The following is a 25,842-nucleotide window of genomic DNA, read 5'->3' as shown; positions in this document are numbered from 1 at the left end:
GCGCGTCACTCCTGGAAGGGCGCGTGGGCACCTGCGCGCGACGGCACCGCCATGTGCTCGGCGACGCGCGTGACCAGCCGGGCCATCTCGTAGGCGACGAGGCCCACATCGGCGTCCGCGTCGGTGAACACGGAGAGGCATGATCCTTCGCCCGCCGCGGCGACGAAGAGGAATCCTCCCTCCAGCTCCACCATCGTCTGCACGACGGCGCCCGCCTGGAAGTGACGCCCCGCGCCCTTGGCCAGGCTGTGGAAACCCGACGAGATCGCGGCGAAGTGCTCCCCCTCGTCCCGCGACAGGCTGGTGGAGGTGCCGATGAGGAGACCGTCGCCGGAGAGCACGACCGCGTGCCGCACCTGCGGCACCTGTGAGACCAACTCGTCCAAGAGCCAGTCGAGTTCGCCGGGGGAGGCTTCCATCGTCCCGGACATCAGGCTTCATCTCCTTGTGGCGGTGTCTCGGTGTTCCTGGAAGCGGGGGGAGGCGGTGGTTGTCGGTGCGCCTCCCCCCGCGGGCCTGCGCCGCTTCCGTTCAGCCAGCCGCTGCGGAGCGCGGCCATGGTGGCGCGTGCGCGTTCCGGCGAACGTCCGGCGGCCGTGGAAGCCGAAGGAGGCGGACCGTTGGGGGGTGCGGTGTGCGGGGGGTGGGCCGGGGTGTCCCGGAGCTGCGGTGCCAGGTTCGCCTGGCGTACGCGCCGTGGCAGCGGCGCGGGCTCGCCCGCGGGCAGATCCTGTACGGGCTCCGCGGGGTGTTCGGACAGCCGCTCCGCCGGGGCGGCTGTCCGGCCGTCCGCACCGGGCCGGTGGAAGTCCTGGACGGCCGACGGGTATTCGGGCGGCTGCTGTGCGGGCCCGCGGGAGCGGGTCACGTACACGGGCCGCGTCTGGAGGCGGCCGAGGAACGAGGCGTTGCGGCGTGCCTGGAGCACCGGGGCGTCTTCGGCCGCGGGTGCGGGTTCCGACGCGGGTTCCGGAGCAGGGAGGGGGGCACGTCCGGGCGGATCGTCGCCCGCCTCCCCCGGGAGGACGGACGTCTCCGAGGCGGCGGTGACCTCCGGTGAGCCGGCCGGTCGCGGCGGCACGTCCTTCTCGAGCTTCTCCAGCAGTTCCTCGGGGATGAGCACGACAGCGGTGACACCGCCGTACGCCGAACGCTGCAACGAGACCTGGATGCCACGGCGGTGCGCGAGCCGGTTGACCACGAACAGGCCGAGCCGGTCGGTGTCGAGCAGGTCGACCTGCGAGGACTCCGCGATCTTGCGGTTGGCCTCCGCGAGGGTCTCCCGGCTCATGCCAAGGCCGCGGTCCTCGATCTCCAGCGCGAGTCCGGCGCCGACGCGTTCACCGCGTACCCGCACCTTGGTGTGCGGGGGTGAGAAGGCCACGGCGTTCTCGACGAGTTCGGCGACGAGGTGGGTGAGGTCGGCGACGGCCGCGCCCGCGACGCGGGTCTCCTCCGGGATCTTGACCTCGACCCGGGTGAAGTCCTCCACCTCGGCGACCGCCGCACGCACCACGTCGAGCATGGGGACGGGCTTGCGCCAGCCGCGTACCGGTGCCGCTCCGGAGAGGATGATCAGGCTCTCGGCGTGGCGGCGCATGCGCGTCGTGAGGTGGTCGAGCCGGAAGAGGTCCTCCAGCTCCCGTGGATCGTCGACGCGGCGCTCCATGGCGTCCAGCAGCCCGAGTTGGCGGTGCAGAAGGACCTGGCTGCGCCGTGCCAGCTTCACGTACACGCCGGATATCCCGCTGAGCACTTCGGCGCGCTCGGCGGCTGCCTTGATCGCGGCACGGTGCACGGCGTTCAGTGCCGAGCCGACCTGCCCGATCTCGTCCTCCCCGCGGCGCTGCACCGGGGCCTCGGCCTCGATGTCGACCTCCTCGCCGGCGTGCAGCCGTCGAAGGGACCTGGGGAGTTTGCTGCCGGCCAGTTCGAGGGCGGAGTTGCGCATGCCGACCAGTTCGACGACGAGGCCGCGTCCGATCTGCATCGAGATCAGCAGCGAGAGCAGCACGCCGATCAGGCCCAGCACGACCGCGACGCCCGATCCGCCGAGCACCTCGAACGCGAACGGGTCGGCCTTGTCCGCGGCCGTGGTGCCCGCGCGCTTCTCGGCCTCGCGCAGGTCCTTGACGACGGAATCCGCGGACTCGTCCCACTTCACCTCCGAGCCGGCGGCGCGCCCCGGTCCGGCAGCCGCGATCGCATCCTCCATGCCGCGCAGTTCCCGGTACGGCTTGCCCTTGAGGACCGTGCGGTAGACGGCCTCGTCCGACGAACGCAGGTCGCCCACCGCCGAATCGAGGAGCACACGCTGGGACTCCATCGAGCCGACGAAGGTGCGGTAGCGCTCCTGGGTCATCACCCCGTCGGTCCTCGAACTGCCGACGACGGCGTCCTCGCGGGCGATCATCTCCCTGGCGCGCGAGAGTTCCTGTACGACGCGTGCCTCGGAGGCGACCGCGGAGCCCTGCCCCTCGCGGGGACCGGAGGCGCGGACGCCCGTCAGCGCACCGCCGACGGCGAAACCGTCGTCGATCGTGCCGGAGTACCCCCGGTACGCCTCGTCCCAGCGCGCCTTCTTCCCGGTGATCCGCTTGCGCAGAGAGCCCAGTTCGCTGGTCGACTCCGTCAGCCGTTCCGTGCGGGCGGGGAGTTCGTCGCTGAGTGCGGCAGTGTCCGTGCTGCTGGCGTTCACTCCGCGCCGAAGGTCGGCGGCGGCGGCTTCAGTGGCGCCGGCCCGGCTGTTCAGCGTGTCCAGGCGTGAGGCGTCCGGTTTCGCGATGTACCGCGTGGCGGCGCTGCGTTCGGCCTGTACGGCGGTGACGTAGTCGCTCACCGGCGCGAGCAGGGTCGCGTTGACCTCCTTGAACCGGGACAGGTCCGAGACGTTCTGCGCTGTCGTCACCGTCGCGTAGCCCCACAGGGCCATCAACGACACGACGGGCACCATCAGGAGCGAGACGATCTTCGCCCGGACGGACTTGGGACGGAGCCGGGCCGGTACGAACGACCACGGCCCGGCGTCACGCCCGGGCCCGGGCCCGGCGGCCGGCGGTACGGGCGGCGCCTGCGAGTCGCGCAGCGCATGCCGCGGTCCGCTGCCGGGCGCGGGCTTCTCGTCGTCGTGCCAGCTCTCGGCCGACGCTCGGATTGCACGCATGCTTCCTCGATCGCGGTGTGAGAGGTGAAGTGGAAGGTGTGGGGCGGGAGTCGGACGGGATCAGTTGGCGGGGATACGGACGCCGTGAGTCTCGACGTCGTTCAGCCGCTCCACGGCCGACTCGGACTCCTTGCGCTGCTGCGCCGTGGGCGAGAGCGCGACGAAGGCTGAGGTCAGGAAGAGGAAGGAGCCCAGGACCACGGTGAGGGGGAAGATGAACTCCGTGGCTGTGGCGCCCGCCAACACGGCCTGGCCGGGGTTGATGTGGATGCCCACGGCAGCCATGCCCGTGTAGTGCATGCTGCTGACCGCGAGGCCCATGACCAGTGAGGCGACGATGGCGCCCCCGGCACCGTGCACGCTCAGAGCCGCCCACAGGGCCGCCGTTGCGGCGGCGACGGCGATCAGCACGGACAGGCTCACGATCAGGAGGTCGTAGGAGACGTCACCGTGGAGTCGCAGTGCGGCCATGCCGATGTAGTGCATCGCGGCGACACCGACCCCGGCGCCCAGTCCGCCCGTCAGCAAGGAGCGGACGCGCGAGGTGCCGTAGCCGACGGTGAAGATCCCGGCGCCGACCACGAGGACGGCGACGAGCAGGCTGAGCACGGTCAGCGGGACGTTGTAGCGGATCGCGGAGCCGGAGACCCCGAAGCCCAGCATGGCGACGAAGTGCATTGTCCAGATGCCGGAGCCGATGGCGAGCGCGGCGGTCAGCAGCCAGTTGCGGCGGGGCTTCCCCGCGGCGGCGAGGGCCCGGACGGTGCACCGGAGTCCGAGCGCTGAACCGACGCACGCCATCACGAAAGACAGCAATGGCGTCAGCCATCCGAATGTGAAGTGGTGCATCTGACCCACAGGGCTTCCTTTCGACGGGTTGCTCTGGGGCGTCGGACGCTAACACAGGAATTTCACATGCGGTTGACCGTCTTCCATATACAAGAAAGCGCGATCACTTCTACTCCTTGGTATACCAAAGGTAACAACAGGCCCCCCACCTCGCGGAACACCGGATCCAACCCTCGATCCGATGCCGAACTCGTCTGCCGCACAGGCCTGTTGGGAAATTCCGGAGCGTGTCGGCGAAGTGAATTCCACCGTGGTATTTCACAAATGACGAGGCATCAGAAAATGGACTGCCCATCGGGGTTCTCACAGTTCCGCTTGGCACTGTTCACGCACCCGAAGCGCTCGACGGGATCAACCGCCCATACAGCCTGAAAGAGCCCGCCAGGGCCGTAGCCCCGAACGGGCTCCCGGGAACGGGCGCGAGGTCACGCCTCCGGGGCGAGGGCCACCCACACGGGGCCCCGCGCGAAGGGCAGCCGCTTGCCGTCCTTGCCGGTGAAGGTGGTGCCGCCGGTGGCCGACGGCCGCTTCCAGCGGGCCTCGTACTCCTTGCCGTCCCGAAGCACCAGCGCCCGGCCCGAGCCCACCGTCTCGGTGAACGGGGTGACGTTGCCCCCGCGGTCGCCGAAGTCGGACCCGCGGATCTTCACGTACTGCACGACGACGGTGGCCGCGCCGAGCTGTCCGTCCCCCGTCGTACGGGCGGGGGCTCCGTCGATCGTGACGAGCCAGCGACCCCTCTCCTCCGACCAGCGGAAGGAGAAGCGTGCGGCCGGGTAGCGGACGCTGCGCTCCTTGGTCTTGCGGCCGCCACTGGGCGCGGAGCCGAAGCGGAATCCGATGTCGCGAGGGGCGCCGACGTCTTCGGTGACACTCGCGGAGGCGGCACGACGGAGGCGGAGGTAGAGGTTGTGCGGTGCCGGCCGGTCCGTGCCCCGGGTGAACGCCTCGGGCAGACGGCCGGGCGGAACGGCCGTCAGCGGAGCGGATTCGATCTTGGACTGCAGAGCGGACTGGACGCCGGAGTAGAACAGCGCCGGCTGGTCGAACTGGCGCAGCAGCTCCAGGTCCGACTCCCGCGCGCTGCGGACGGGCCCCACGGTGGAGGGGAGGTCGGACGCAAAGACGGCCAGTATCCGGCTGAGGCCCGCCTCGACCTGCTCGATGTAGACGATGTCGGCCTTGTCGATGCCGGTGTGGGGACGCGCGGCCTCCACGTTGTCGATCTTGACCGTCATCACCTTGTCGCCGATGGTGCGCCCGCCGGTGAAGGGCGAGCGCTTCCCCTCGTCACCGCCGCCACCGCCTCCCCCGCCACCGCCACCGCCCCCGTCGCCGCCTTCCGAGTCGCAGCCGGCTGCCAGCAGGGACAGCCCTCCCGCGATCAGTACGGTTCGCCGCGTTCCCGTCCACACCATGGTCGCCCGCCTCCTTCTCCTGTCCCTTGGGAGGAGGTTCCCGCCAAGGACCGTAAGACCGGCACCTTGGAGTGGAAAGCATCCGAAGGCGCGCTTTCAGGGATGTTCTATGACATTGCAGTCGACTTCGCTCATCTCATTGTCATCCCGGTTGTAACCCGCGGCGGGCAGCGCCGTCCACCCCTGGTCAGGAGGCAGTGCGCTGGCGGAGCAGCCGGAAGGCCGCCCAGATGACGACGGCTGCCAGGGCGAGGACGATGCCCGTCTCCACGAACTGGATCGGCCAGTAGTGCGAGGCGGGGTGGATCTGAGCGAAGACGTCCCTGCCTCCTTCGTGGTCGAGGCACCGCTCCAGCCGGGCGGACGTTTCGCTGTCGAAGCAGTCGAGCTCGTTGATCCGCCGCCCGTCGTCCGTGATCAGCCCCAGGCTGATCTGGTCGGCGTCGTCGGGTACTTGGCTCGCCTTGAGGCCGCTCAAGTGGGTGGTCGGCCACAGACGGGCCCGGTACATGTCGGCGGCGACGTACACCGGCAGGAACGCGCCGAAGGCCAGCCCCATCGCGGGCAGCGTCCGCTTCGCCAGCAGCCCGGCGAGAGCGCCGACGGCCACCGCCAGGACCGTGTAGGCGAGGGAGACCACGCCCGTCGCGTGGAAGACGTCGCTCATGTACCAGGGGTTGACCAGGCTCTTGTCGTACGACGTCCACACCCACCTGATGGCAGTCGTCAGCAGCAGCGTGCCGGCGAGGACGACCGCCGAGGCGGCAGCCAGTCTCACCGTCAGCCAGCGTGCCGGGGACACGGACTGAGTCCAGCTGAGTGCGGCCGTGCCGTTCTCCAGGTCGCGCGCTACGAGCACACCTCCCGCGTAGGCGGCCACGGCGAAGGGCGTCCAGGCGATGACGGCGGCGCCGATGTCGAACGCGCCCATGTAGTCGAAGCTGGGGCACTCCGGCACCCCCGGACCGGTGCCGCAGCTCTCGTAGCCGGCGAACCGGTCGGCTTCCGCACCTTGGCCGTACAGCCACATGAGCCAGCCGACGAGGGCGGCGACCAGGATGGTCCAGCACCACAGCGCCGCGCGATGCGTGCGCAGCGTCAGCCAGAGCAGGCCGCGCGGACCACGGGCGGCACCGGATCGGTCAGGGGCTTCGGCGCTCTCGGGACGACGGGAGCCGATGGTCGGGACAGTCATGCGGCCGCCTCCTGACGGGATGTGGGGGTGGCGTTCCCCGTGCCGAGCAGCCGGAAGGCCGCCCACAGGACGACAGCTGCGAGAGCGAGGACGATGCCGGTCTCGACGAGCTGGATCGGCCAGAAGTGCGAGGAGGGGTGGAACTCCAGGTAGAGGTCCCGGGCACCGTGCACGTCCAGGCACTTCTGCAGATCGGCGGGGGACGCGACGCCGTAACAGGAGGAGTCCTGGACCCTCGCACCGCCGTCCTTGACGAAGCCCATCTCGCCCAGCACGGGGTCGCTGTGGATCCGGGCCGCATCGAAACCCGTCGCTCCGACCCTCGGCCACAGGTCGTACCGGAGGGAGTTGAAGGCGAGGTGCACGGGCAGGAACGCGGCGAAGGCCAGGCCCATCGCGGGCAGCGTCCGCTTCGCCAGCAGCCCGGCGAGAGCGCCCACGGCCAGGCCGAGAACCACGTGGGCGAGGCTGATCACGCCGGCCGAGTGGAACACGGCGTCGAAGTGCCAGGGGTGGAACGCCTGCTGGGTTCCGAACGACCACGCCTGCCTGAAGATCAGCGACATCACTGCCGTGATCGCCATGATCAGCACCCCGGGGACGGCCAGCTTGGCGGCGAGCCAGCGAGCAGGGCTGACCGACTGGGTCCGGGCGAGGGCCGCGGTGCCGTTCTCCAGGTCGCGCGCTACGAGCACCCCTGCGGCGTAGACGGCGACGGCGAACGGCAGGAACGTGATCATGTTGGAGAGGAGGTCGAAGAGCCTCATCTCGTCCACGGGAGGGCACGCGGGTCTGCCTGGCCCACCGCAGCCGTCCCACTGTTCCCTCGTTCTGGCGATGTCGTACAGCCAGAGGAGCCCGCCCGTGGCGACTGCGGCGAAAGCGGCCCAGCCCCACAGCGAGGCGCGGTGCACCCGCAGCGTCAGCCAGAGAAGTCCGTGCGGGCCCCGCCTGCGTGCCGGGGCCGGCGTTCCGGGGGAACCGTCAGGGAGGCGGGAGACCTCAGTGGGGGCAGTCATACGGCGGCCTCCAGGCGTGGCGCCGGGGTGGCGCTCCGGGTGCGCAGATCGGGGGCGTCGGGGTTGCGCAGATGGGCGAGCAGCACTTCCTCCAGGGACGGCTCCTCGACGTCCCAACTCCCGGCGTCCGTATCGCCGTTCGGGCGGACCAGTGCCGTACGGCCGCGTCCGGCGCCCCGTTCCTCGATGACCGTGTGCTGCCCGAACTCCCCCTGCATTCCGGTCAGTCGGCGATGCGCGGCAAGGATCTCGTCGCACTCGCCCGCGAGTCGCATACGCCCGGAACCCAGCAGGAACAGATAGTCGCAGGCACCCTCCAGCTCGGCTATGACATGCGAGGACATCACGATGGTCGTGCCGTGCTCGACGGTCTCGGCCATGAGCGCGCCGGTGAGCCGTTGCCGGGCCAGCGGGTCGAGGTCGGCCATCGGCTCGTCCAGCAGCAGGAGTTCGGCGCGCTTGCCGAAGGCCAGGGCGAGGGCGACACGGGTGCGCTGGCCGCCGGAGAGCTTCCGGATCCTCGCTCCGGGCTCGGGCCCGTCGTTGTAGGCGATCCGTTCCGCGGCGGCCTGATCCCAGCGACGCGGGTTCAGTTCGGCACCGAGCCGCAGGGTCTCCGCGACCGTGAGCTGCGGGAACAGCGGCTTGCTCTGGGCGACGTAGGCGAAGCGCTCACGCACCTCGGCCGGGGTGCCGCCCAGCATCCGGATCGTCCCCTCGGCCGGTCGAAGCAGCCCGGACGCCAGGGCCAACAGGGTCGACTTCCCCGCCCCGTTCGCACCGACGAGCGCGCAGATCCGGCCGGTGGGCAGCCGGAAGGAGCAGTCCCGCAGGACGTGGTTGCTGCTGCGCCCGTACTTCATGTCGAGCCCGGCCGCCTCAAGTGCGGCCCCTTCGTAGGTCATTGCTCCCCCTCGGGAAATTCCTCGTCCAGTGCGGCCTGGAACAGCGCGGCGACGCTCTCCCGGTCGAGCCCCGTCGTGTGGGCCCGCCTCATCCACTCGGTGAGTTCCCTGCCGAGAGGTGAGCCCGTGGCTGCGCCCACCAGCGACTTGCGGACGAACGTGCCGAGCCCGCGCCGGGCCTCGACCAGTCCCTCGCGTTCCAGCTCGCGGTAGGCCTTCAGGACCGTGTTCGGGTTGATGGCGGTCGCTTCGACGACTTCGCGTGCCGTGGGCAGCCGGTCGCCGGGCTCCAGCAGGCCGAGCCGCAGGGCCTGCTTCGTCTGCTGGACGATCTGCAGATACGTGGCCACGCCGCTGCGGCGGTCGATCCGGAACTCGATCACACACTCAACCTCCTTTCACTAATGAAGTAGTGAAAGGGTGAGGCAGGTTCGACTCCGGTGTCAACAGACACCTGTTCGCGTGAGGTTGCGGCCAGGGGCGCGACTGCCTTTCAGGGCCGCTCAGTTGGTGTGCGTGACACCGAAGACATCAAGGCCGGCGGGGTGTTGTGGGCCGCGGCGACCGGGCCCCGCGTGCGCGTCGACGCCGCGGACTCCCCAGCTCCACGCGCACCGCCGCGGAACCACTCGTCACCACGCCGAGCCAGGACCCCGTCAACGAGGGTTCACGGGCCGGGGGGGCCGAAGCACCGGTGTGTGGATCCGCCAGAAAGCTGCGGCGGAGGCTCAAGAGCCGTACCGCGCACCGCCGTTGACCTGGACGATCTGACCCGTGACATGCCGGGCCCCCGGGGAGGAGAGCCAGTGGACGGTGTCCGCGACGTCGTCGGGAGTGCCCGCCCTGCCCGTGACCGTCTGGGCGACCAGCGTCTGCCGCCGCTCGTCCGTCATGAGGTCGCCGAAGAACTCGGTGTCACCGATGTAGCCGGGAGCGACGACGTTGACGGTGGCCCCGTGCTCGCCGAGACGCCCCGCCATGTCGTACGCGTAGGGGTGGAGAGCCGCCTTCGCGGCCGCGTACGAGCCGGAACCGGAGCCGCGGTAGGCGGCGATGGAGCTGATGAGCACCACCCTGCGCCCGGGCGCCGCGAGGTGCTCCACGAGCGCTTCGGTGAGCAGCACGGCGGAGAGGACGTTGGCGTTGAAGTTGCCGGTCCAGTGCCGGGCCACGCCTGCGAGGCCGGCGGGGACGTTCTCCGCGCCCAACTCGACGTTGCCGCCCGCGTTGTTGACCAGCACGTCCACCCGCTCGTAACGCCGGTCGATCTCCGTGCGCACGCGTTCGGCGGCCTCGACGATGCTGAGGTCGGCGTCCAGGGTCTGGATCTCCCCGCTCACCCCGTCCTCCGCCGACAAGCTCTCCGCGGCCTCCCGCAGCACCTCCGCGCGCCGCCCGATGAGCAGCACCCGGTCGCCGTCGGCCGCGAACCGCCGTGCCGTGGCACGGCCGATGCCCGTGCCGCCACCGCTGACGATCACCACTCGTGACATGCCGCGCTCCCTCGTAGCCGTTGCCCGCGCCTCGCCGTCTGCGATCCGACCGGCTCCGCGCATGGCCCACCCGACGTGGTTGCTGCACCATGGACGCATGTCTGACAACGACGGTGATCGCCCCCGGCGAGCCGACACACGCTACATGACGGGCATTTCGATCGGAATGGCCACCGGGTCGGTGCTGGGGCTGCTCGTGTTCGACAACATCGCGCTGGGCATGGGCGTGGGCCTGCCCATCGGGATCGCGATCGGCATGATGGGGCAGCCTCGCCGCAAGCGCGGCGCGAGCCCCTCGGACGACGGCTGATCGACCTTGCGTCGAGCGGCGGCGAGTTCTGCGGCGGCACGCCCCGACGGGCGTGCCTCACCGGCTCGTTCGCCTCTCGCTCCTCGACTTCACTCGTCGACTGTCAGAGCCGCTTGAGGAGTTGACCCCGTGGCCGTGTCGGACGGCGGGGCCTCGGTGATGTCGAGGAAGACCGGATCCGCGTTCGGCAGCGCCTCCACGACAGAGGTCTTGATCCGCTCCGACACCAACTCGACCTCCTCGCTCTCCAAGCCGGGAGCCAGGTCGATCCGTGCCGCCACCAGCGTCGACTCCAAGCCGAGCTTCATCGTCAGCAGCGACTCCACATTGTCGATCTCGGGCTGCGCGTCCAGGATGGCCAGGATCTCCCGCCGTAGCCCGGGGTCGGCCGCCTCACCGATCAGCTGGTCACGGGTGTCCTTGCCGAGCCAGAAGGCGACCAGCACCAGAAGCAGCCCGATCGCGAAGGAAGCGGCCGCCTCCCAGACGACTTCGCCCGTGACCATGTGCAGTGCCATGCCGGTCATGGCGAGGAGGACGCCGATCACGGCGGTGCCGTCCTCGGCGAGGACCGTACGCAGCGCCGGGTCGCGGAGACCTCGTGAACCGGGGTCCTTACGTGCCTGGTGGACCGCCCTGATCAGCGAAGTGCCCTCGGCGAGAAGGGCGACGCCCAGGACGACGAGCCCCACGGTGTAGCCGCTGTGGGACTCCTGCGAGCCGCTGATCAGAGCCTCGTAGCCCTGGAAGAAGGAGAAGCAGCCGCCCATCACGAAGATGCCGACCGCCGCCAGCAGCGACCAGAAGAAGCGCTCCTTGCCGTATCCGAAGGGGTGCTTGCTGTCCGCGGGCTTCCGGCTCCGCCGCAGCGCCGCCAGCAGGAACACCTCGTTGAAACTGTCCGCGACCGAGTGCGCCGCCTCCGAGAGAAGGGCCGGCGAGCCTGCGAAGACCCCTCCCACGACCTTCGCGACGACGATCACCAGATTGGCACCGAGCGCCACGAAGACCGTCGTGCGGGTCTTCCGGTCCGAGGACTTGCCACTCACGTGAGCGTCACTGTCGTCTGCATCAGTTCCCGGTTCCCCCGGATGTGCGGAGCAGTCGTGCCGGATCTCCGATTCATCGCCACGATTTCGCCGTCACCGATTCATCTGCCCCGCCTCCGATTCCCCTTCCAGGCAAGGGCGTTCCACGGCCCCGCAGGCACGAAGCGGCCCCCGCGCCAGGAGGCGCGGGGGCCGAACCGCTGTCGGACCGGCGGGGTTCAAGCGCCGTCGTAGGCCTTCCGTACGGCGGCGATGTCGAGCTTCTTCATCGTGTACACGGCCTCACTGGCACGCTTCGCCTTCTCGGCGTCGGGGTCGCCGATCATGTCGATCAGTCCGTCCGGGATGACCTGCCACGACAGGCCGTACTTGTCCTTGAGCCACCCGCAGTGACCTTCCTCGCCCCCGTCCTCGGTGAGCCTGCTCCAGTAGTGGTCCACCTCGCGTTGGTCCTCGCAGTGCATCTGGAAGGAGACGGCCGGGTCGAACGTGAACTGGGGCCCGCCGTTGACGCCGACGAACCTCTGCCCGTTGATCTCGAATTCGACCGTCAGAACCGAACCCGGGGTCCCGGGCCCCGCCTCGGTGTAGCGCGTGATCCTTCCGAGCCTGGAGTTCTTGAAGACCGAGATGTAGTAGTGCGCCGCCTCTTCGGCCTGCCCGTCGAACCACAGGCTGGTGGTGAAACCGTCGTGAGCCATCGGTGCCTCCCCGCATGGTGTCTGTAGCTGTACCGACCGGCCCTGTACGGCGGATTCATCGCGACCGGCGAAGATCTTCCCGGATCAGCGGTGTTCGGGGTTCTCGGAGTCGTGACGGCAGCCCGCGTCCCAGTCGGTGCGCTGGTTTCCGTACGCGGGCACTCCGCCGGCGTCCTTCAGCATCCTCGCCAGGTGCAGCAGATTCCAGGTCATGAAGGTCAGGTTGCGGTTGGTGAAGCTGTTCTCCGGGCCGCCGGAGCCGGGGTCGAGATAAGAGGGGCCGGGGCCCGCCTCGCCGATCCAGCCGGCGTCGGACTGCGGCGGGATGGTGTAGCCGAGGTGCTGGAGGCTGTAGAGGACGTTCATGGCGCAGTGCTTGACGCCGTCCTCGTTTCCGGTGATGAGGCATCCGCCGACCCGCCCGTAATACGAGTACTGCCCGCGGTCGTTGAGGAGGCTGGAGCAGGCGTAGAGCCGCTCGACGACCCGCTTCGTCACGGAGCTGTTGTCACCGAGCCAGATGGGCCCGGCCAGTACGAGGATGTCGGCGGCCAGGACCTGTTCGTACAGCTGCGGCCAGACGTCCCGCTCCCATCCGTGCTCCGTCATGTCCGGCCAGACGCCGGTCGCGATGTCGTGGTCGACGGCTCGCACCACGTCGACCACGACGCCCTGCGCGGTCATGATGCGGCGGCACCGGTCGATGAGGCCTTCGGTGTTGCTGCGCTCCGGGGAGCGCTTGAGCGTGCAGTTGAAGATCAGGGCGCGCAGATCGTCGTAGCGGGCGGGCGGGTCGCCCTGGGCGGGAGCGGCGGACGCGTTCACAGGCACTCCTGGATTTGCGGATGGCGGCGCCTCACGGAAGAGCGCGGCCGTCCGCGCGGCCCGGGGGCGTACTGCGTGCAGCGGAGAGGGCCACGAGCACCTGGCGCCGGTGCGTCGTGACCCTCACCCGTGTTCGTTCCGTACGGCTCAACTACCGGACGGCCTCAGTGCACCGGCCGTACGCGAGCGGTGTCCGTGCTGGCCTTGAAGGTGGTGGATCCGGCGAACGCGGCCCGGTAACCGTGCCTGCGCAGGTCGTCGTAGAGACGGTTGACCTTCGAGACCCGGTCCCGGACCGTCGCGTCGCAACGTGCCACGCCCTGGCTGTTCGTGACCGCCTCGCACAGCTGGCGGGTCTTCGTCGTGTTGCTGAACTTGACCGTCTGGCCGGCGACCGGAGTGCCGTCCGAGCGGGTCAGGGTGGCGGACAGGCCCTTGACCTTCAGGGTCGGCGGGTGGAACCACCGGGACACGGTGGCGGTCCTGGCCTCGAGCCGCGTCTTCGCTCGCTGCGCGTCAGGGGCGCTCACGGCCAGTCCGACGGGGGTCGTCAGCCCCGTGAAGGGGACGACGGTCTGCGCGCCTCCGCCCGCCGGAACCCTCACCACCCGGTCGTTGCCGAAGTCCGCGATGTAGAGGTTGCCCGAGGAGTCGAACGCGAGCCCCTGCGGGCTCTTCAGGCCTGTCGCCGGAACGGTGGTCTGCGGGCCGCCGCTCGTGGGGACCCTCACCACGCGGTCGTTGCCGGAGTCGGAGATGTAGAGCCCGCCGGCGTGGAGCGCCAGACCTGTCGGCTGGGAGAGGCCGGTGGTGGGGACGGTTGTCTGCGGACCACCGCCCGCCGGGACCTTCACCACGCGGTCGTTGACGAAGTCGGCGATGTAGAGGTCACCGTTCGCGTCGAGAGCCAGCCCTGCCGGGTGCAGCAGGCCGGAGGTGGGCACGGTCTCCTGCGGGCCGCCGTCCGCAGGGATCTTCACCACGCGGTCGTTGAAGCTGTCGGCGATGAACAGGTCGCCCGCCGCGTTGACGGCCAGCCCGAGGGGGCGGAGAAGATCGGTTCCCGGGACGGTCTCCTGCGGACCGCCGTCGGCCGGGATCTTCACGATCCTGCTGTTGACGGTGTCGGAGATGTAGAGGTCGCCCTGGGCGTCGAAGGCCATGTACGTCGGGCGGGTCAGCCCGGTCGTGGGCACCGTCTCCTGCGGGCCACCGCTCACGGGACGCTTCAGCACCGAGTTGTCCGCGTAGTCGGAGACGTACAGCGAAGCCGTGCCCGGAGTCGGCGCCTTCGTCCCGGCCGCCGGTGCGGCTGCCGCGAAACCGCCGGTGAACAGCGTGAGGACCGCCGTCAGCGCCGTCAGCCGGAGCCACGAACGGCTGAGCCTCGGCATACGTCCCGGACGGCGTGGCGGAGACGATTCCCGTCTGCGTGACCGCGTGGAATCGGGGACTGAGGAGCGGCTCATCGACACACCCACCTGTTCCGGCCGGTCGGCCTGCGCCGTACCGGCCTCCAGAGACGGCAGGCGCACCCGGCATCGCAGAAGCTCCGAAGCGCACGAGCGAGGGGAGCGGGGAGCGCCGTTGACGTGATGAGCCGTCACCACGCTGCGGCCGGGCCGGTCACCCCGCCGCGCCGCCGGGCGCGGTCCATCAGCGGCGACCCTAGGGAGCCCCCCTCGCACCCGGTGCGCACCACGCCACCGCCCGCTCGGCATCCCACCCCAACGGCAGGGGACACGACGGGACTGACCGAACCGGACGGTGGCACATGTGCCCGTCAGGCGATGTGCGAGCCGCCGTTGACGTCGTACGTCGCGCCGGTCACGTATCCGGCCTCCCGTCCGAGCAGGAAGGAGACGACGTTGGCCACGTCGTCGACGGCGCCCACACGGCCGACGGGGATGTCCCGGAGCAGCGCCTCCTTACGCTCGTCGGTGAGCGTGCCGCCCATGATGTCCGTGTCGATGGAGCCGGGCGAGACGGTGTTCGCGGTGATGCCGTACGGGCCCAGCTCCCGCGCGAGGGTCTTGGCCAGGCCGATGACGCCGGCCTTGGACGCGCAGTAGGCGGCGAGGCTGTAGACGGCACCGCCGCGCTGCGCCGAGGCGGAGGAGATGTTCACGATCCGGCCGAGCCGGTTGTCCGCCATCACGCGTGCGGCCGCCTGCGTCATCAGGAACGTCCCCCGCAGATTGACGTCCACCACGCGGTCCCACTCCTGAGGCGTCACCTCGAGGAACGGCACGGGGGAGCTGACTCCGGCGTTGTTGACCAGGCCCACCAGCTGGGGCAGTTCGGCCACGATCCGGTCGGTCGCCGCACGGACCTGCGCTTCGTCGCGGATGTCCGCGCCGAGTCCGAGGGTGGGGACTCCGTGCTGCCGGGCGACCTCGGCGGCGACGCTCTCGCAGGCGTCCTGGCCGAGGTCGACGACGGCCACGGCCCAGCCCTCGCGGGCGAGACGGTGGGCGGTGGCCCGCCCGATCCCACGCTCCGAGGCGGCGCCGGTGACGATCGCGGTGGGCTGCTCGGGGAAGTCGGCGGCGGGGTACGGGGTCAGGACGGTGCTCGGCATGAAGGGCCTCCTTCGCGGATGTACTTCTCGGACGGGCGTCTCGGGCGGGGCGTCTCAAGCGGGCGTCTCGGGCGGGCTCTCAGGCGGGCTCTCAGGCGGGAGCCGGGCTCGGGCGTCTCAGGCCGCCTCCCGGACACGTTCGGCGAGCTCAGCACCTGTACGGGGACGGGAGCGAGGGTGGACAGGGGCGTGGTGAAGGCGTGTAATGTGTGTGTATACAGGCTGTATGCAATGCCTGTTCGAGATCGGTGCACCCGAGTCGGGGCCGGGTGCGATGACGTCGGTGGGGAGAGCTTGACTGTGTTGTCCGGGCGTCAGAAGGCCTACACGTTCCTCAAGGAGACGGTGCTCACCGATCCCGCCATGCAGGGCGAGTTCCTCTCCGAGCAGATGATCGCCGACCGCGTCGGGATCTCCCGTACGCCGATCCGCGAAGCGCTGCTGCTGCTCGCCGCCGAGGACCTCGTCAGCCTCGTGCCGAAGCGCGGGGCCTACATCGCACCCCTCTCCGGCCGCGAGATCGGCGAACTGATGGAGATGCGCGCCCTGTTGGAGCGCTACGCCGCCCAGCGCACAGTCACCATGGGCACCGCCCCGGTCGCCGAGATGGACGCGATCCTCGAAGAGCAGGCGAAGCTGCGCGGCACCGACAAGGCCAAGGAGTTCATCGAGGCCGACCACCGCTTCCACGCCACGCTCGTCGAAGCCGTCGGCAACAAGCTGATGGCCAAGCAGTACGACGCGCTGCGCAGCCGCCAGGTCCGCGCCGGCGTCACCGCCCTCTACCGTTCGGGCGGGCGCCAGGAAGAGGTCTGCGTCGAACACAGGCGCATCATCACGGCGTTGGCCGCGGAGAGGGCGGATGTCGCCTGTGCCGCGATCGACGCGCACATCGCGGCCACCAGGCGCATCCTCGCCGAGGGCTGACGCCGTGCGGCACCGCCTCACAGGCGGCGGTTGTCCAGCACGGCCACCGCCCGGCGGACCCGCTCCGTCTCCTCCACGTCCACCTCCGCCACGATCAACTCGGGTTTCTCGCCGGCCTCTTCCCTGATCCGACCGTCGGGGCCCACAAGCATGCTGTGGCCGATCCCGGTGGGCGCCTTGGTGGGCTTCTCGATGTCCGCCGCCTGCTCCTCCTGACCGGCACCCGCCCCTTGCGGAGCGGGCGGCGCCTGCCCGACCGCGGCGACCCAGGTCGTCGCGTCCAAGGCGCGCGCCCTGGCCAGCAGTTCCCAGTGGGACAGCTTGCCCGGGCCGGTGCCCCAGGAAGCGGGCACCACGGACAGCACGGCGCCCTCGTCGGCGTGGGCGCGGAAGAGTTCGGGGAAGCGGATGTCGTAGCAGGTCGCCAGCCCGACCCGTACGCCCGCAACGTCGATCGTGACGACCTTCGTCCCCGGTGCGACCGTGTCGGACTCGGAGAAGCCGAAGGCGTCGTACAGGTGGATCTTGTCGTACGAGGCCTCGACGCCGGGGCCGGTCGCCAGCAGGGTGTTGGCGACCCGTCCGTCCGGCGACGGCGTGAACATCCCCGCCACCACGGTCAGTCCGTGCCGCCGCGCCGACTCCCGTACGCCGTCGGCCCACGGCCCGTCCAGCGGCTGCGCCAGCGGCCCGAGGGGGATGCCGAAGCGGGCCATGGCCGCCTCGGGGAAGACGGCCAGCTGCGCCCCCTCGGCGGCCGCCCGCTGAGCCAGGTCGTCGATGGTGCGCAGGTTCTCCTCGGGGTCGGTGGTCGAGGTGAACTGGCACAGTGCGGTGCGCAGCGTCGTCACTGCGTCTCCTTTCCGTCCCCCACGGGCACGTACGGGACGATGCCGAAGAGTGCGTGTCTGCGGTCGTGCGGTCGGAGGGCCGGTCGGTACGTGCGACCGCGCTAGTGCGCGCCGCCGGCGGCCGCCTTCGCACCCCGGACCTCTTCTGAACGCTCGTCCAGCAGCTTGGTGTACGCCTCGTCCTCATCGTGGTCGGCGTCCCGCCCGAGCAGCACACCGGAGACCGTGAGGACGGCGGTGATCACGAGGTATACCGCGAGCGGCAGCCACGTGCCGAAGGTTCCGAGCAGGGCCGTGAAGATCAGCGGCGCCACGGCGCCGCCGATGACACCGGCCAGGGTGTAGGCGAGGGACGAGCCGGTGTACCGCAGCCGAGGGCTGAACTGCTCGGCGACGAAGGCCGCCTGAGGTCCGTACAGCATGGAGTGGATGACCAGCGCGCCCACGACGCCCAGCACGAGCAGCCCCCAGGAACGCGTCTCGGCGAGGGGGAAGAAGACGAAGGGCCAAACACCGGCCGCCACGGCGCCCGTCAGGTACATCCGCCTGCGGTTCCAGCGGTCCGACAGCGCGCCCGCGAGCGGGATCAGGAAGATCTGCAGCCCGGAGCCGATCAGCACGGCGGTGAGCGCCTCGCCCTGTGCCATGCCGAGCTTCTCGGTCACATAGGTGAGGACGAAGACGGTGAACATCGCGTAGAGGACGTCCGGTGCGACCCGGGAGAGGATCGCGGCGGCCAGCGGCCTGCGCTGCTGGGCGAAGACCTCACGGACCGGTGCCTCCGGCCGCTCCCCTCCTGCCTCGACGGCCTTGAAGACCGGGGTCTCCTCCAGGTGCGTGCGGATCCACAGCCCGAATGCGACCAGCACACCGGAGAGCAGGAAGGCGATGCGCCAGCCGTACGAGAGGAACTGCTCCTCCGTGAGCATCGCGCCGAGCGCCGCGAGCGCCCCGTTGGCCATCAGGTTGCCCGCGGGAGGTCCGACCTGCGCGGCGGAGGCCCAGAAGCCCCGCTGGCGTGTACTGCCGAACTCGCTCGTCAGCAGCACCGCACCGCCCCACTCGCCGCCGACGCCGACGCCCTGCGCGAACCGCAGCAGGACGAGCAGTGCGGGCGCGATGGGACCGGCGACCGCGTGGGTGGGCAGGCAGCCGATCAGGAACGTGGCCACGCCGACCAGCACGAGGGTGGCGACGAGCACGCGTTTGCGCCCGATGACGTCGCCGAGCCGCCCGAAGACGAAGCCGCCCAGGGGACGTGAGACATAGCCCACCGCGTAGGTGGAGAAGGCGAGCAGCGTGCCGGTGAGCGGATCGCCGGAGGGGAAGAAGAGCTTGCCGAACACCAGCGCGGACGCCGCCGAGTAGACGGCGAAGTCGTACCACTCCAGCGATGTGCCGGTGAGGCTGGCGGTGAACGCCTTGGCCAGTGTCCTTCTGTCCGGGCGGACTGTGCCGTCCGGACCGCCCGGGCCGTGGTGCGGGCCCGGCTCCTCCGCTGCCGCCTGCTGCGACGTGTTGTGGTCCACGGGGGCTTCCTCACGGTCGGGGACCTCTTTGGTACAGGGGCATACTTGCTGTATACAGCTCGTATGCGCAACCCTCGGGGTGCGGAATTTACCGACGCGAAACCCAGCCCGACCTGGAGGTATCCCCATGTCCAGCCTCTTCTTCACGCTGCCGGACGGCACCCGGCGCACGGCCACCGTGACACGCCTGCTCAACGCCGGGTATGCAGGCCGTAGTCAGGAAGACGTGGCTGCCCATGTGGCGGAACTGGCCGAACTCGGCGTGCCCGCCCCCTCCACGACTCCGGCGCTCTACCCCGTCTCCCCCTACCTCGCGCAGCAGGTGGACACGGTCGCCGCGCAGCACGGAAAGACCTCGGGCGAGGCCGAATGGGCACTCGTCGTCGACGACACGGGTGACCTCTTGCTGACCGCGGCCTGCGACCACACCGACCGCGAGCTGGAGACGTACGGCGTCGCCTGGAGCAAGAACGCGGGCCCGGACGTGCTAGCCGAATCGGCATGGCGGCTGACCGACGTGGCCGACCGCCTGGACAGCCTCACCCTGCGCGCGTGGGTGACCGGCGAGGACGGCACCGAGGAGCTGATCCAGGACGGGACCGCCGGCGAGCTGCTGACACCGCATCACTGGGCCGACGTGCTGAAAGGTCGAGGGGAGCTGGAACCGGGCACGGTGCTGATCTCCGGCACGATCCCGATGCGTCACGGCGTGAACCAGTTCGCCGCACGCTGGCGCGTCCAGCTCGCGGACCCCGACACGGGCCGGGAGATCTCCCTCGGGTACGACGTGGTGCCCATGCCGGAGCCCATCGGCTGAGTTCGGGGGCAGCCCCGGGAGACCGCTGCCCGAGGCCGTCCGGGCCGTGGTGCCCGGGAGGACTGTCCGGGAGCGCGCCCGGGAGCACAGCCCGGCAGCGCTGCCCCCGGGGCGCAGCGCTCTTCAATCAGAGCCCGGTAGTAGTGAGCCGGTGGTAGTGCCCCGGAGGTAGTGAGCCGGAGACGGCGGCCGAGGGACCGTGAGTCGGCGCCCCCGACTCGACTTTCAGGCGACCCCCGGCTCGACGTCCCCCCGAACCGGGGCGGCCGACGGCCGGGCCGGCGGGACCGGCCGAGGCCGGGAGACCGGTCCCGGCCCCCGGTCCCCGCCCCCGGTCTCAGCCCTGGTCTCAGTCGTCGGCGCCCATACGCGTCGCGTACGCCGCGACGATCTGGTCCCTGGAGTCGTCCAGGTACCGCGCGAGCATCCGCTCCGCACCCGCCGCGTCCCCGGAACGCAGAGTGCCGAGGATGTCCCGGTTGCGCGCGAGATAGGGCTCGTGAAGACGGCGCGGGCTGTCCATGACGTGGAGGGCCAGCCGGAGTTCGGCCAGGACGCTGCGCATGACCTCGTCCGTGCGGGGGCTGCACCCGAGGGCGACGAGTTCGTGGTGGAAGTGGATGTTGGCGGTCGCCACGTCCTTCCACCGGCGCTCCTTCGCGGCGTCCTGTCCGTCGGCGACCGTGGCGGCCAACGCGTCCAGCGCGAACGGCGGTTCCCCGAGCCCCCGTACGACACCGCACTCGACGAGCTTTCTCACGCGGTAGATTTCGAGCACTTCGTCCACGGTGAGGACCCGCACGAAGACGCCCCTGTTGAGCTGGTGCTCCAGCAGCCGCTCATGGGTGAGCAGCCGGAACGACTCCCGCAAGGTGTTCCGGGAGATGCCGAGCGCGCCGCCTATGTCCCCCTCGGACAGCCGGGCCCCGGCGGGAAGAACCCTTCGGCGATCCGGGTACGCAGCACGCCCGCGACCCGCTCAGCCGTGCCGGTCCGGCTGAACAGCGCGCGGGCGCCGGCCAGTTCGGCCGTCTCGCTCGGCAGCGCCGGCCCAGGGTCGGTCGTCGCCAACTGGTGCCTCCTCATGTTTCGCCTTGCCCGCGGGCCCGTACGCCCGCAGGCCGTGCGTGCGCAGACTTTCCACCCGCGGGCCTCCCGTCCGTACGGCGGCGGGAGCCGGGCACCGGCGGCTGAAACCAGCCGCGGAACGCAGATGTAGCAACGAACCCCTTGAAGGATCGTTCAACGATCCTCTACGTTAGCCGGACATCAGCCTCCCCCGGCGTCCACACCGGCCGGCCCGCGTTCCCGGCGGCGCCCCTCTCCTCTCTGCGAGGTGCAGATGAACAGCAACCCGATACCCAGTGCCCCACAGGACGGCACCGGGTCCGAGCACGGGTCCGCCACCGGCGCGGGGGACGGCCTCGCGAAGAGCCCGGGGCAGGCCCCCGGGCAGGACGGCAGCGACACCGGCGGCGGTGCGTTCGCCTGGTTCCGCGAGCTCGGGGCCTCCGGGCGCCGTGCCTTCGCGGGAGCGTTCGGCGGCTACGCCCTGGACTCCTACGACTTCTTCACGCTGCCGCTGGGCATGGTCGCCATCGGCGCGTACTTCGGTCTCAACCCCGGCCAGACGGGCCTGCTCACGACCGTCACGCTCGTCGTCTCGGCCATCGGCGGGGCGCTCGCCGGAATCCTGGCCGACCGCATCGGCCGCGTACGGACGCTGATCCTGACCGTCATCATGTACGCGCTGTTCACGCTCCTGTGCGGCTTCGCACCCAACTACGAGACGCTGCTGGTCTTCCGCGGCCTCCAGGGGCTGGGCTTCGGCGGCGAGTGGGCGGTGGGCGCGATCCTCGTCGCCGAGTACGCCACCGCCAAGAACCGCGGACGGACGCTCGGTGTCGTCCAGAGCTCCTGGGCGGTCGGCTGGGCGCTCGCGGTCGTGGTCTACACGATGGTCTTCCAGTTCCTGGACGAAGCGATCGCCTGGCGCGTGCTGTTCTGGACCGGGGCCCTGCCCGCCCTGCTCATCCTCTACGTGCGGCGGAACGTGAAGGACGCGCCGCAGGCAGCCGAGCAGCGCAGGAACAGCCGGGACAAGGGCTCGTTCAAGGCGATCTTCGCCCGCGACCTGCGGCGTACGACGCTCTTCGGCGTGCTGCTGTCCACCGGCGTCCAGGGCGGCTACTACACGCTCGCCACGTGGGTGCCCAGCTACCTCAAGACGGACCGCGGTCTGACCGTCGTCGGCACCGGAGGGTTCCTGACGTTCCTGATCTCAGGCGCGTTCATCGGCTACCTGACCGGCGGCTATCTGACCGACAAGCTCGGACGCAAGCGCAACGTCGCGGTCTTCGCGGTGCTCTCCGCGATCTGCGTCGTCGCCTACACCAACGTGCCCACGGGCGCGAACACCCTGGTGCTCTTCCTCGGCTTCCCGCTCGGCTTCTGCATGTCGGCCATCTTCAGCGGCTTCGGCTCCTTCCTCAGCGAGCTGTACCCGACGGCCGTGCGCGGCACCGGCCAGGGATTCGTCTACAACACCGGCCGTGCCGTGGGTGCGTTCTTCCCGACGCTCGTGGGCTTCCTCGCCGGGAGCTGGGGCGTGAGCGGTGCGCTGATCTTCGGTGCCGTCGGCTACGCGGTGGCCCTGGTCGCGCTGCTGGGGCTGCCGGAGACGAAGGGACGCGCGCTGGTCTGACGGGCGCCCCGGTACCGACCCTGCCGAAACGACCGGAAGGAGCACCGACATGTCCCGTACGGCACACGAGAGTTCACAGGTCGGGGAGACAGCCGCCGTGCCGGTCTCCCGCCCCGACGAGGCGCGAGCACGCTTCCGTGCCGGTGCCACCGCTCCGACCACGGGATGGGCGCCCGGGTTCACCCAGGCCAACCTCATCTCGGTGCCGCGCGACTGGGCGTACGACGTGCTGCTGTTCTGCCAACGCAATCCCAAGCCCTGCCCGGTGCTCGACGTGACCGACGCCGGGGAGACCGCCACCGTGCTCGCCCCCGGGGCGGACCTGCGTACGGATCTGCCCGCCTACCGCGTCTGGGAGCACGGCGAACTCGTCGAGGAGCCCGCCGAGGTGACCGGCCGGTGGCGCGAGGACCTGGTGACCTTCCTCATCGGGTGCAGCTTCACCTTCGAGTGGGCGCTCGCGGATGCCGGGGTGCCGCTTCGTCACCTGGATCAGGGGCGCAACGTCGCCATGTACGTGACCGACCGCCGGTGCCGCCCGGCGGGGCAGATGCACGGACCGATGGTCGTCTCCATGCGGCCGGTGCCGGCAGATCTGCTGGAGACGGCGGTGACGACGACGGGCCGCATGCCCGCCGTCCACGGCGCGCCCGTCCACAGCGGCGACCCGTCGCTGATCGGCATCGCGGACCTGGACCGTCCCGACTTCGGCGACGCGATCGAGCTCCAGTCCGGCGACGTGCCGGTGTTCTGGGCCTGCGGCGTGACACCGCAGGCCGCGGTCATGGCCTCCCGTCCGCCCTTCGCGATCACGCATGCGCCGGGGCGCATGTTCGTCACGGATGTACGGGACGACCAGTACCTGGTCGCGTGAGTGGCCGGAGTCGTGTGAGCCGCCCGAGTCGCGTGGGGTGAGCGCGCAGGGCCGGGCGGGCGAGGCCAGGCAGGCCCGGCCTGGTGACCGCCGACGTCACCTCGCCCGGGGCCTGCTCCTCTCCAGTGCTCCTCTTCACCCGCAACGCCGACTACTTCAGGGGGCTGGACAGCGCGGTGGATCTCGTGGCGGTCTGAACGGGCACAAGCCCCCAGCCGCCCCCCGAGTCGTCCCGTTCAGAAAGGCACCGCCCCATGAGCACCCGACCGCCGCTGCCACCGTTCACCCTCGAGACCGCTCGGCAGAAGGTCCAGGCCGCCGAGGACGCCTGGAACACGCGGGATCCGGAGAAGGTCGCCCTCGCCTACACCGAGGATTCGGTGTGGCGCAATCGCGACGCGTTCGTCACCGGCCGTGCCGCCATCGCCGAACTGCTCACGAAGAAGTGGCAGCGCGAGCTGGACTACGCGCTGCGCAAGGACCTCTGGGCCTTCGAGGGCAACCGCATCGCGGTGCGCTTCCAGTACGAGTGCCATGACGCCGAGGGCCAGTGGTGGCGCTCGTACGGCAACGAGCTGTGGGAGTTCGACGAGCGGGGCCTGATGGCACGCCGCGAGGCCAGCATCAACGACGTGCCCATCGAGGAGAGCGAGCGCCGCATCCTCGGGCCGCGACCCGAGTCCGAACGCGGTCAGGGCATCCCGCTGCGCTGAGACACACCTGGCACGACCGGCCGGCGGCGGGCCTCAGGTCCACCGCCGGCCGGTGCCGCACTCGTGCCGGGTCCTGCTCGTGCCGGTTTTTGCTTCTGCGGAGCCGTACTCATGCAGGGGGTCGTGCTGCCCTACTCACCCTTGCCGGGAGCGGCGCGTCAGGCCTCCTCGTAGACCACCCAGACCTGGCCGCGGTCGAAGGGCATGGGCTCGCCGTTCGACTGCGTGAAGGTCGTGCCCGACTCCGCCGTCGGCCGCTCCCACTTCGTCTCGTACGCCTTGCCGTCGCGCAGCACGGTCGCGTCGCCGCTGCCGACGGTCTTCTCGTACGGGGTGCCTCCGTCGTCCGGCGGCATGTCCACCTTCTGCACGACCACGGTGTTGCCGCCCAGACGCTTGCCGCCGGTGCTCTCGGCGGGCGCACCGTCGAAGGAGGTCAGCCAACGGTCCTCGTCGGCAGACCAGTTGAAGGTGGTCTGTGCGGAGCCGTAGTCGACGGTGCGCTCGTCCGTCTGCTGGCCGCCGCCCGGCGCCTCGTCGGCGAAGCGGAAGCCGATGTCCTTGCTCTTGCTGGCCTCCGGGGCGGCCGCGAGGATCTTGTCGGGGTGCGCGTAGAGGTTGTGCGGCGCCTCGTTGTCACCCCCGCGGAAGTACGCGTCCGGGAAGTCGTCGTGCGAGACGCCGTACAGCGGGGACTTCTCGATGAGGTCCACGACGCCTTCCCGCGCGCCCGAGTAGGCGAGCACGGGGCGGTCGAACATCCTCAGCTGCTCGACGTTGTAGGCCCGGGCGCTGCGCACGGGACCGAGCCCTTCGGGGAACTTGCTCGAGAACACCCCGAGCAGCCGGCTCAGTCCGCCCTCCACCTTCTCCACGAAGACGATGTCGGCGTTCTCGAGTTCGGTGTGCGGACGGGCGTCCTTGTGGTTGTCGATCTTCACCGCCATCACGGGGGCCGGGTCGGCGGGCAGGCCGGTGAAGGGCGAGGTGGCCTCGCGCGGCTGTGAGCCCTGCTGGCTCGGCTGCGGCGGTTCCTGGGCGGCGGAAGGACCTGCCGTACCGGCTGCGAGCGCGACCACTGCCAGCGCTGCGAGCAGACGCGTGGCCCTGCGTATGCCTGCCGGTCTGCCGCCGGACGGCGACCGGGTGGGTATGCCTCGCATGTCAACTGCCTTCCGTCGTGGGGGATTCGGAGCAGGCCCACCCCACCTCTGCCGCGTGGGCTCCGTCAATACCGCGCGCCCCGCTTCCTGACGGGTCCTCGGCCATCGGGGGCGGGGCGTGAACGGGCTGATCCTTCCGTTGATCGCGTAGCGTGTGATTCGGGACGAATCAGACATTCACGGGGTCCGGATTCACGGAAGGGCGGTGATCGGGGCAGTGCTCGAAGCCATCGGCGGCACCACGTCGAGTACGCCCGACCCTCCCTCACCTTCGCGCGCTCCGGACGGCATGGCCGCAAGGGGCGACTGTCCGGGCGGCGCGCGATGACGAGCGACGGCCACGAGGAGCCCTCGTCCGTCCTCCCGGGTGAACTGCTCGACCTGGTGGGCGATGCCGTCGTCCTGTGCGACGAGGGCGGAGCCGTGGAGGGGTTCAACCGGGCCGCGGGCCGGATCTTCCCGCGTCTGCGGGTGGGCGAGGTGCTGAGCACGCCGACGGCCGGTCCGCTCGCGCAGGCCGTCGCGCGGGGAGCGGACCGGTTCGCCGCGGCATTCGAGGACCGCAGTCTCGACGGGCGACGGAAGCCGTGGCAGGGGCGGTCGGCCTGGCTGGTCCGCGACACGAGCGCCGCAAGGGACTGCGAGGAAGCCCTTCTGACGGAACGTGACAGCTCGGCCTTCCTGGAAGCGGCCGCACAGCGCCTGGGATCGTCGCTCCACCACGCCAGTACGGTCCGCGCCCTGGCCCGGGCGGCC

At 70.5% G+C, this 25,842-nt stretch carries 23 protein-coding genes and 2 pseudogenes; 7 read left to right on the top strand and 18 right to left on the bottom strand.

The genetic code is table 11. The annotated features are described in order from the left end of the window. Positions 1-5: 5 nt before the first annotated feature. The 9 genes from H5J26_RS04145 to H5J26_RS04105 form a co-directional block, all read right to left on the bottom strand. Entirely contained in the window at positions 6-431 is a 426-nt protein-coding gene (locus H5J26_RS04145; protein WP_181764291.1) for a roadblock/LC7 domain-containing protein, read from the bottom strand. Then, positions 431-3,163, bottom strand: coding sequence for an ATP-binding protein (locus H5J26_RS04140; RefSeq protein ID WP_181764290.1), 2,733 nt, complete (start codon positions 3,161-3,163; stop codon positions 431-433). Before H5J26_RS04140 ends, H5J26_RS04145 begins: the two co-directional genes overlap by 1 nt. A gap of 60 nt (positions 3,164-3,223) precedes the next feature. Next, a complete protein-coding gene (locus H5J26_RS04135) occupies positions 3,224-4,021 on the bottom strand; it encodes an MHYT domain-containing protein (protein ID WP_181764289.1) in 798 nt (265 codons plus the stop codon). 416 nt (positions 4,022-4,437) lie between these two features. Beyond that, entirely contained in the window at positions 4,438-5,430 is a 993-nt protein-coding gene (locus H5J26_RS04130; RefSeq protein WP_181764288.1) for a DUF3048 domain-containing protein, read from the bottom strand. A gap of 187 nt (positions 5,431-5,617) precedes the next feature. Continuing rightward, on the bottom strand, positions 5,618-6,625 hold the full coding sequence (locus H5J26_RS04125; protein WP_181764287.1) for an ABC transporter permease: 1,008 nt from the start codon (positions 6,623-6,625) through the stop codon (positions 5,618-5,620). Further along, a complete protein-coding gene (locus H5J26_RS04120) occupies positions 6,622-7,644 on the bottom strand; it encodes an ABC transporter permease (RefSeq protein WP_181764286.1) in 1,023 nt (340 codons plus the stop codon). Before H5J26_RS04120 ends, H5J26_RS04125 begins: the two co-directional genes overlap by 4 nt. Continuing rightward, the gene (locus H5J26_RS04115; protein WP_181764285.1) at positions 7,641-8,549 is read right to left on the bottom strand and encodes an ABC transporter ATP-binding protein; all 909 of its coding nucleotides are present in this window, start codon (positions 8,547-8,549) and stop codon (positions 7,641-7,643) included. Before H5J26_RS04115 ends, H5J26_RS04120 begins: the two co-directional genes overlap by 4 nt. Continuing rightward, positions 8,546-8,932, bottom strand: coding sequence for a GntR family transcriptional regulator (locus H5J26_RS04110; RefSeq protein WP_181764284.1), 387 nt, complete (start codon positions 8,930-8,932; stop codon positions 8,546-8,548). The genes H5J26_RS04115 and H5J26_RS04110 overlap by 4 nt, the downstream gene beginning before the upstream one ends. 345 nt (positions 8,933-9,277) lie before the next feature. Continuing rightward, the gene (locus H5J26_RS04105; RefSeq protein WP_181764283.1) at positions 9,278-10,042 is read right to left on the bottom strand and encodes an SDR family NAD(P)-dependent oxidoreductase; all 765 of its coding nucleotides are present in this window, start codon (positions 10,040-10,042) and stop codon (positions 9,278-9,280) included. Positions 10,043-10,139: 97 nt separating this feature from the next. Here H5J26_RS04105 and H5J26_RS04100 point away from each other — a divergent pair, with 97 nt between their 5' ends. Continuing rightward, a complete protein-coding gene (locus H5J26_RS04100) occupies positions 10,140-10,352 on the top strand; it encodes a hypothetical protein (protein WP_181764323.1) in 213 nt (70 codons plus the stop codon). Between the two features lie 89 nt (positions 10,353-10,441). On the opposite strand, the gene H5J26_RS04095 is transcribed toward H5J26_RS04100, so the two are convergent. From H5J26_RS04095 to H5J26_RS04075, 5 genes are all read right to left on the bottom strand, one after another. After that, entirely contained in the window at positions 10,442-11,401 is a 960-nt protein-coding gene (locus H5J26_RS04095) for a cation diffusion facilitator family transporter (RefSeq protein ID WP_309237766.1), read from the bottom strand. A gap of 218 nt (positions 11,402-11,619) precedes the next feature. Beyond that, positions 11,620-12,102, bottom strand: a complete 483-nt coding sequence (locus tag H5J26_RS04090) for a VOC family protein (protein WP_181764282.1) — start codon at positions 12,100-12,102, stop codon at positions 11,620-11,622. Positions 12,103-12,186: 84 nt separating this feature from the next. Beyond that, the gene (locus tag H5J26_RS04085) at positions 12,187-12,927 is read right to left on the bottom strand and encodes a flavodoxin family protein (RefSeq protein WP_181764281.1); all 741 of its coding nucleotides are present in this window, start codon (positions 12,925-12,927) and stop codon (positions 12,187-12,189) included. A gap of 164 nt (positions 12,928-13,091) precedes the next feature. Next, positions 13,092-14,321, bottom strand: coding sequence for a hypothetical protein (locus H5J26_RS04080; protein WP_181764280.1), 1,230 nt, complete (start codon positions 14,319-14,321; stop codon positions 13,092-13,094). 389 nt (positions 14,322-14,710) lie between these two features. Beyond that, positions 14,711-15,508 carry an SDR family NAD(P)-dependent oxidoreductase gene (locus H5J26_RS04075; RefSeq protein ID WP_181764279.1) on the bottom strand — a complete coding sequence of 266 codons (798 nt, stop codon included), beginning with the start codon at positions 15,506-15,508 and terminating at the stop codon, positions 14,711-14,713. 300 nt (positions 15,509-15,808) lie between these two features. Between H5J26_RS04075 and H5J26_RS04070 the strand changes: the two genes are divergently transcribed. Next, a complete protein-coding gene (locus H5J26_RS04070; RefSeq protein WP_181764319.1) occupies positions 15,809-16,435 on the top strand; it encodes a GntR family transcriptional regulator in 627 nt (208 codons plus the stop codon). A 17-nt stretch (positions 16,436-16,452) separates the two neighbouring features. Here the strand turns inward: H5J26_RS04070 and H5J26_RS04065 are convergent, their stop codons facing one another. Both H5J26_RS04065 and H5J26_RS04060 read right to left on the bottom strand, forming a co-directional pair. Beyond that, positions 16,453-17,277 (bottom strand): carbon-nitrogen hydrolase family protein, encoded by an 825-nt coding sequence (locus H5J26_RS04065; RefSeq protein ID WP_181764318.1) that lies wholly within the window; start codon positions 17,275-17,277, stop codon positions 16,453-16,455. A gap of 110 nt (positions 17,278-17,387) precedes the next feature. Further along, positions 17,388-18,716, bottom strand: coding sequence for an MFS transporter (locus H5J26_RS04060; protein WP_181764317.1), 1,329 nt, complete (start codon positions 18,714-18,716; stop codon positions 17,388-17,390). Between the two features lie 226 nt (positions 18,717-18,942). Between H5J26_RS04060 and H5J26_RS04055 the strand changes: the two genes are divergently transcribed. Continuing rightward, positions 18,943-19,632, top strand: a complete 690-nt coding sequence (locus H5J26_RS04055; protein WP_181764278.1) for a DUF2848 domain-containing protein — start codon at positions 18,943-18,945, stop codon at positions 19,630-19,632. Positions 19,633-19,981: 349 nt separating this feature from the next. Here the strand turns inward: H5J26_RS04055 and H5J26_RS04050 are convergent. Continuing rightward, positions 19,982-20,718 (bottom strand): annotated as a pseudogene (locus H5J26_RS04050) (GntR family transcriptional regulator). Between the two features lie 256 nt (positions 20,719-20,974). Between H5J26_RS04050 and H5J26_RS04045 the strand changes: the two are divergent. The 3 genes from H5J26_RS04045 to H5J26_RS04035 all read left to right on the top strand — a co-directional run bounded on the left by H5J26_RS04045 (position 20,975) and on the right by H5J26_RS04035 (position 23,923). Then, positions 20,975-22,336: an MFS transporter gene (locus H5J26_RS04045; protein ID WP_181764277.1), complete on the top strand. Its 1,362-nt coding sequence runs from the start codon at positions 20,975-20,977 to the stop codon at positions 22,334-22,336. 49 nt (positions 22,337-22,385) lie between these two features. After that, positions 22,386-23,210 (top strand): putative hydro-lyase, encoded by an 825-nt coding sequence (locus H5J26_RS04040; protein ID WP_181764276.1) that lies wholly within the window; start codon positions 22,386-22,388, stop codon positions 23,208-23,210. Between the two features lie 254 nt (positions 23,211-23,464). Next, positions 23,465-23,923 (top strand): nuclear transport factor 2 family protein, encoded by a 459-nt coding sequence (locus H5J26_RS04035; protein WP_181764275.1) that lies wholly within the window; start codon positions 23,465-23,467, stop codon positions 23,921-23,923. A 158-nt stretch (positions 23,924-24,081) separates the two neighbouring features. Here H5J26_RS04035 and H5J26_RS04030 read toward each other — a convergent pair whose 3' ends face one another. Continuing rightward, complete coding sequence (locus H5J26_RS04030) at positions 24,082-25,086, bottom strand: DUF3048 domain-containing protein (RefSeq protein ID WP_181764274.1); 1,005 nt, start codon at positions 25,084-25,086, stop codon at positions 24,082-24,084. A gap of 324 nt (positions 25,087-25,410) precedes the next feature. Here H5J26_RS04030 and H5J26_RS04025 point away from each other — a divergent pair. Beyond that, positions 25,411-25,842 (top strand): annotated as a pseudogene (locus H5J26_RS04025) (hypothetical protein); the annotation flags it as partial.

The organism is Streptomyces albidus (ex Kaewkla and Franco 2022) (assembly GCF_013870515.1).
Taxonomy (GTDB): domain Bacteria; phylum Actinomycetota; class Actinomycetes; order Streptomycetales; family Streptomycetaceae; genus Streptomyces; species Streptomyces albidus.
This window is presented reverse-complemented; position numbering and strand designations above follow the sequence as displayed.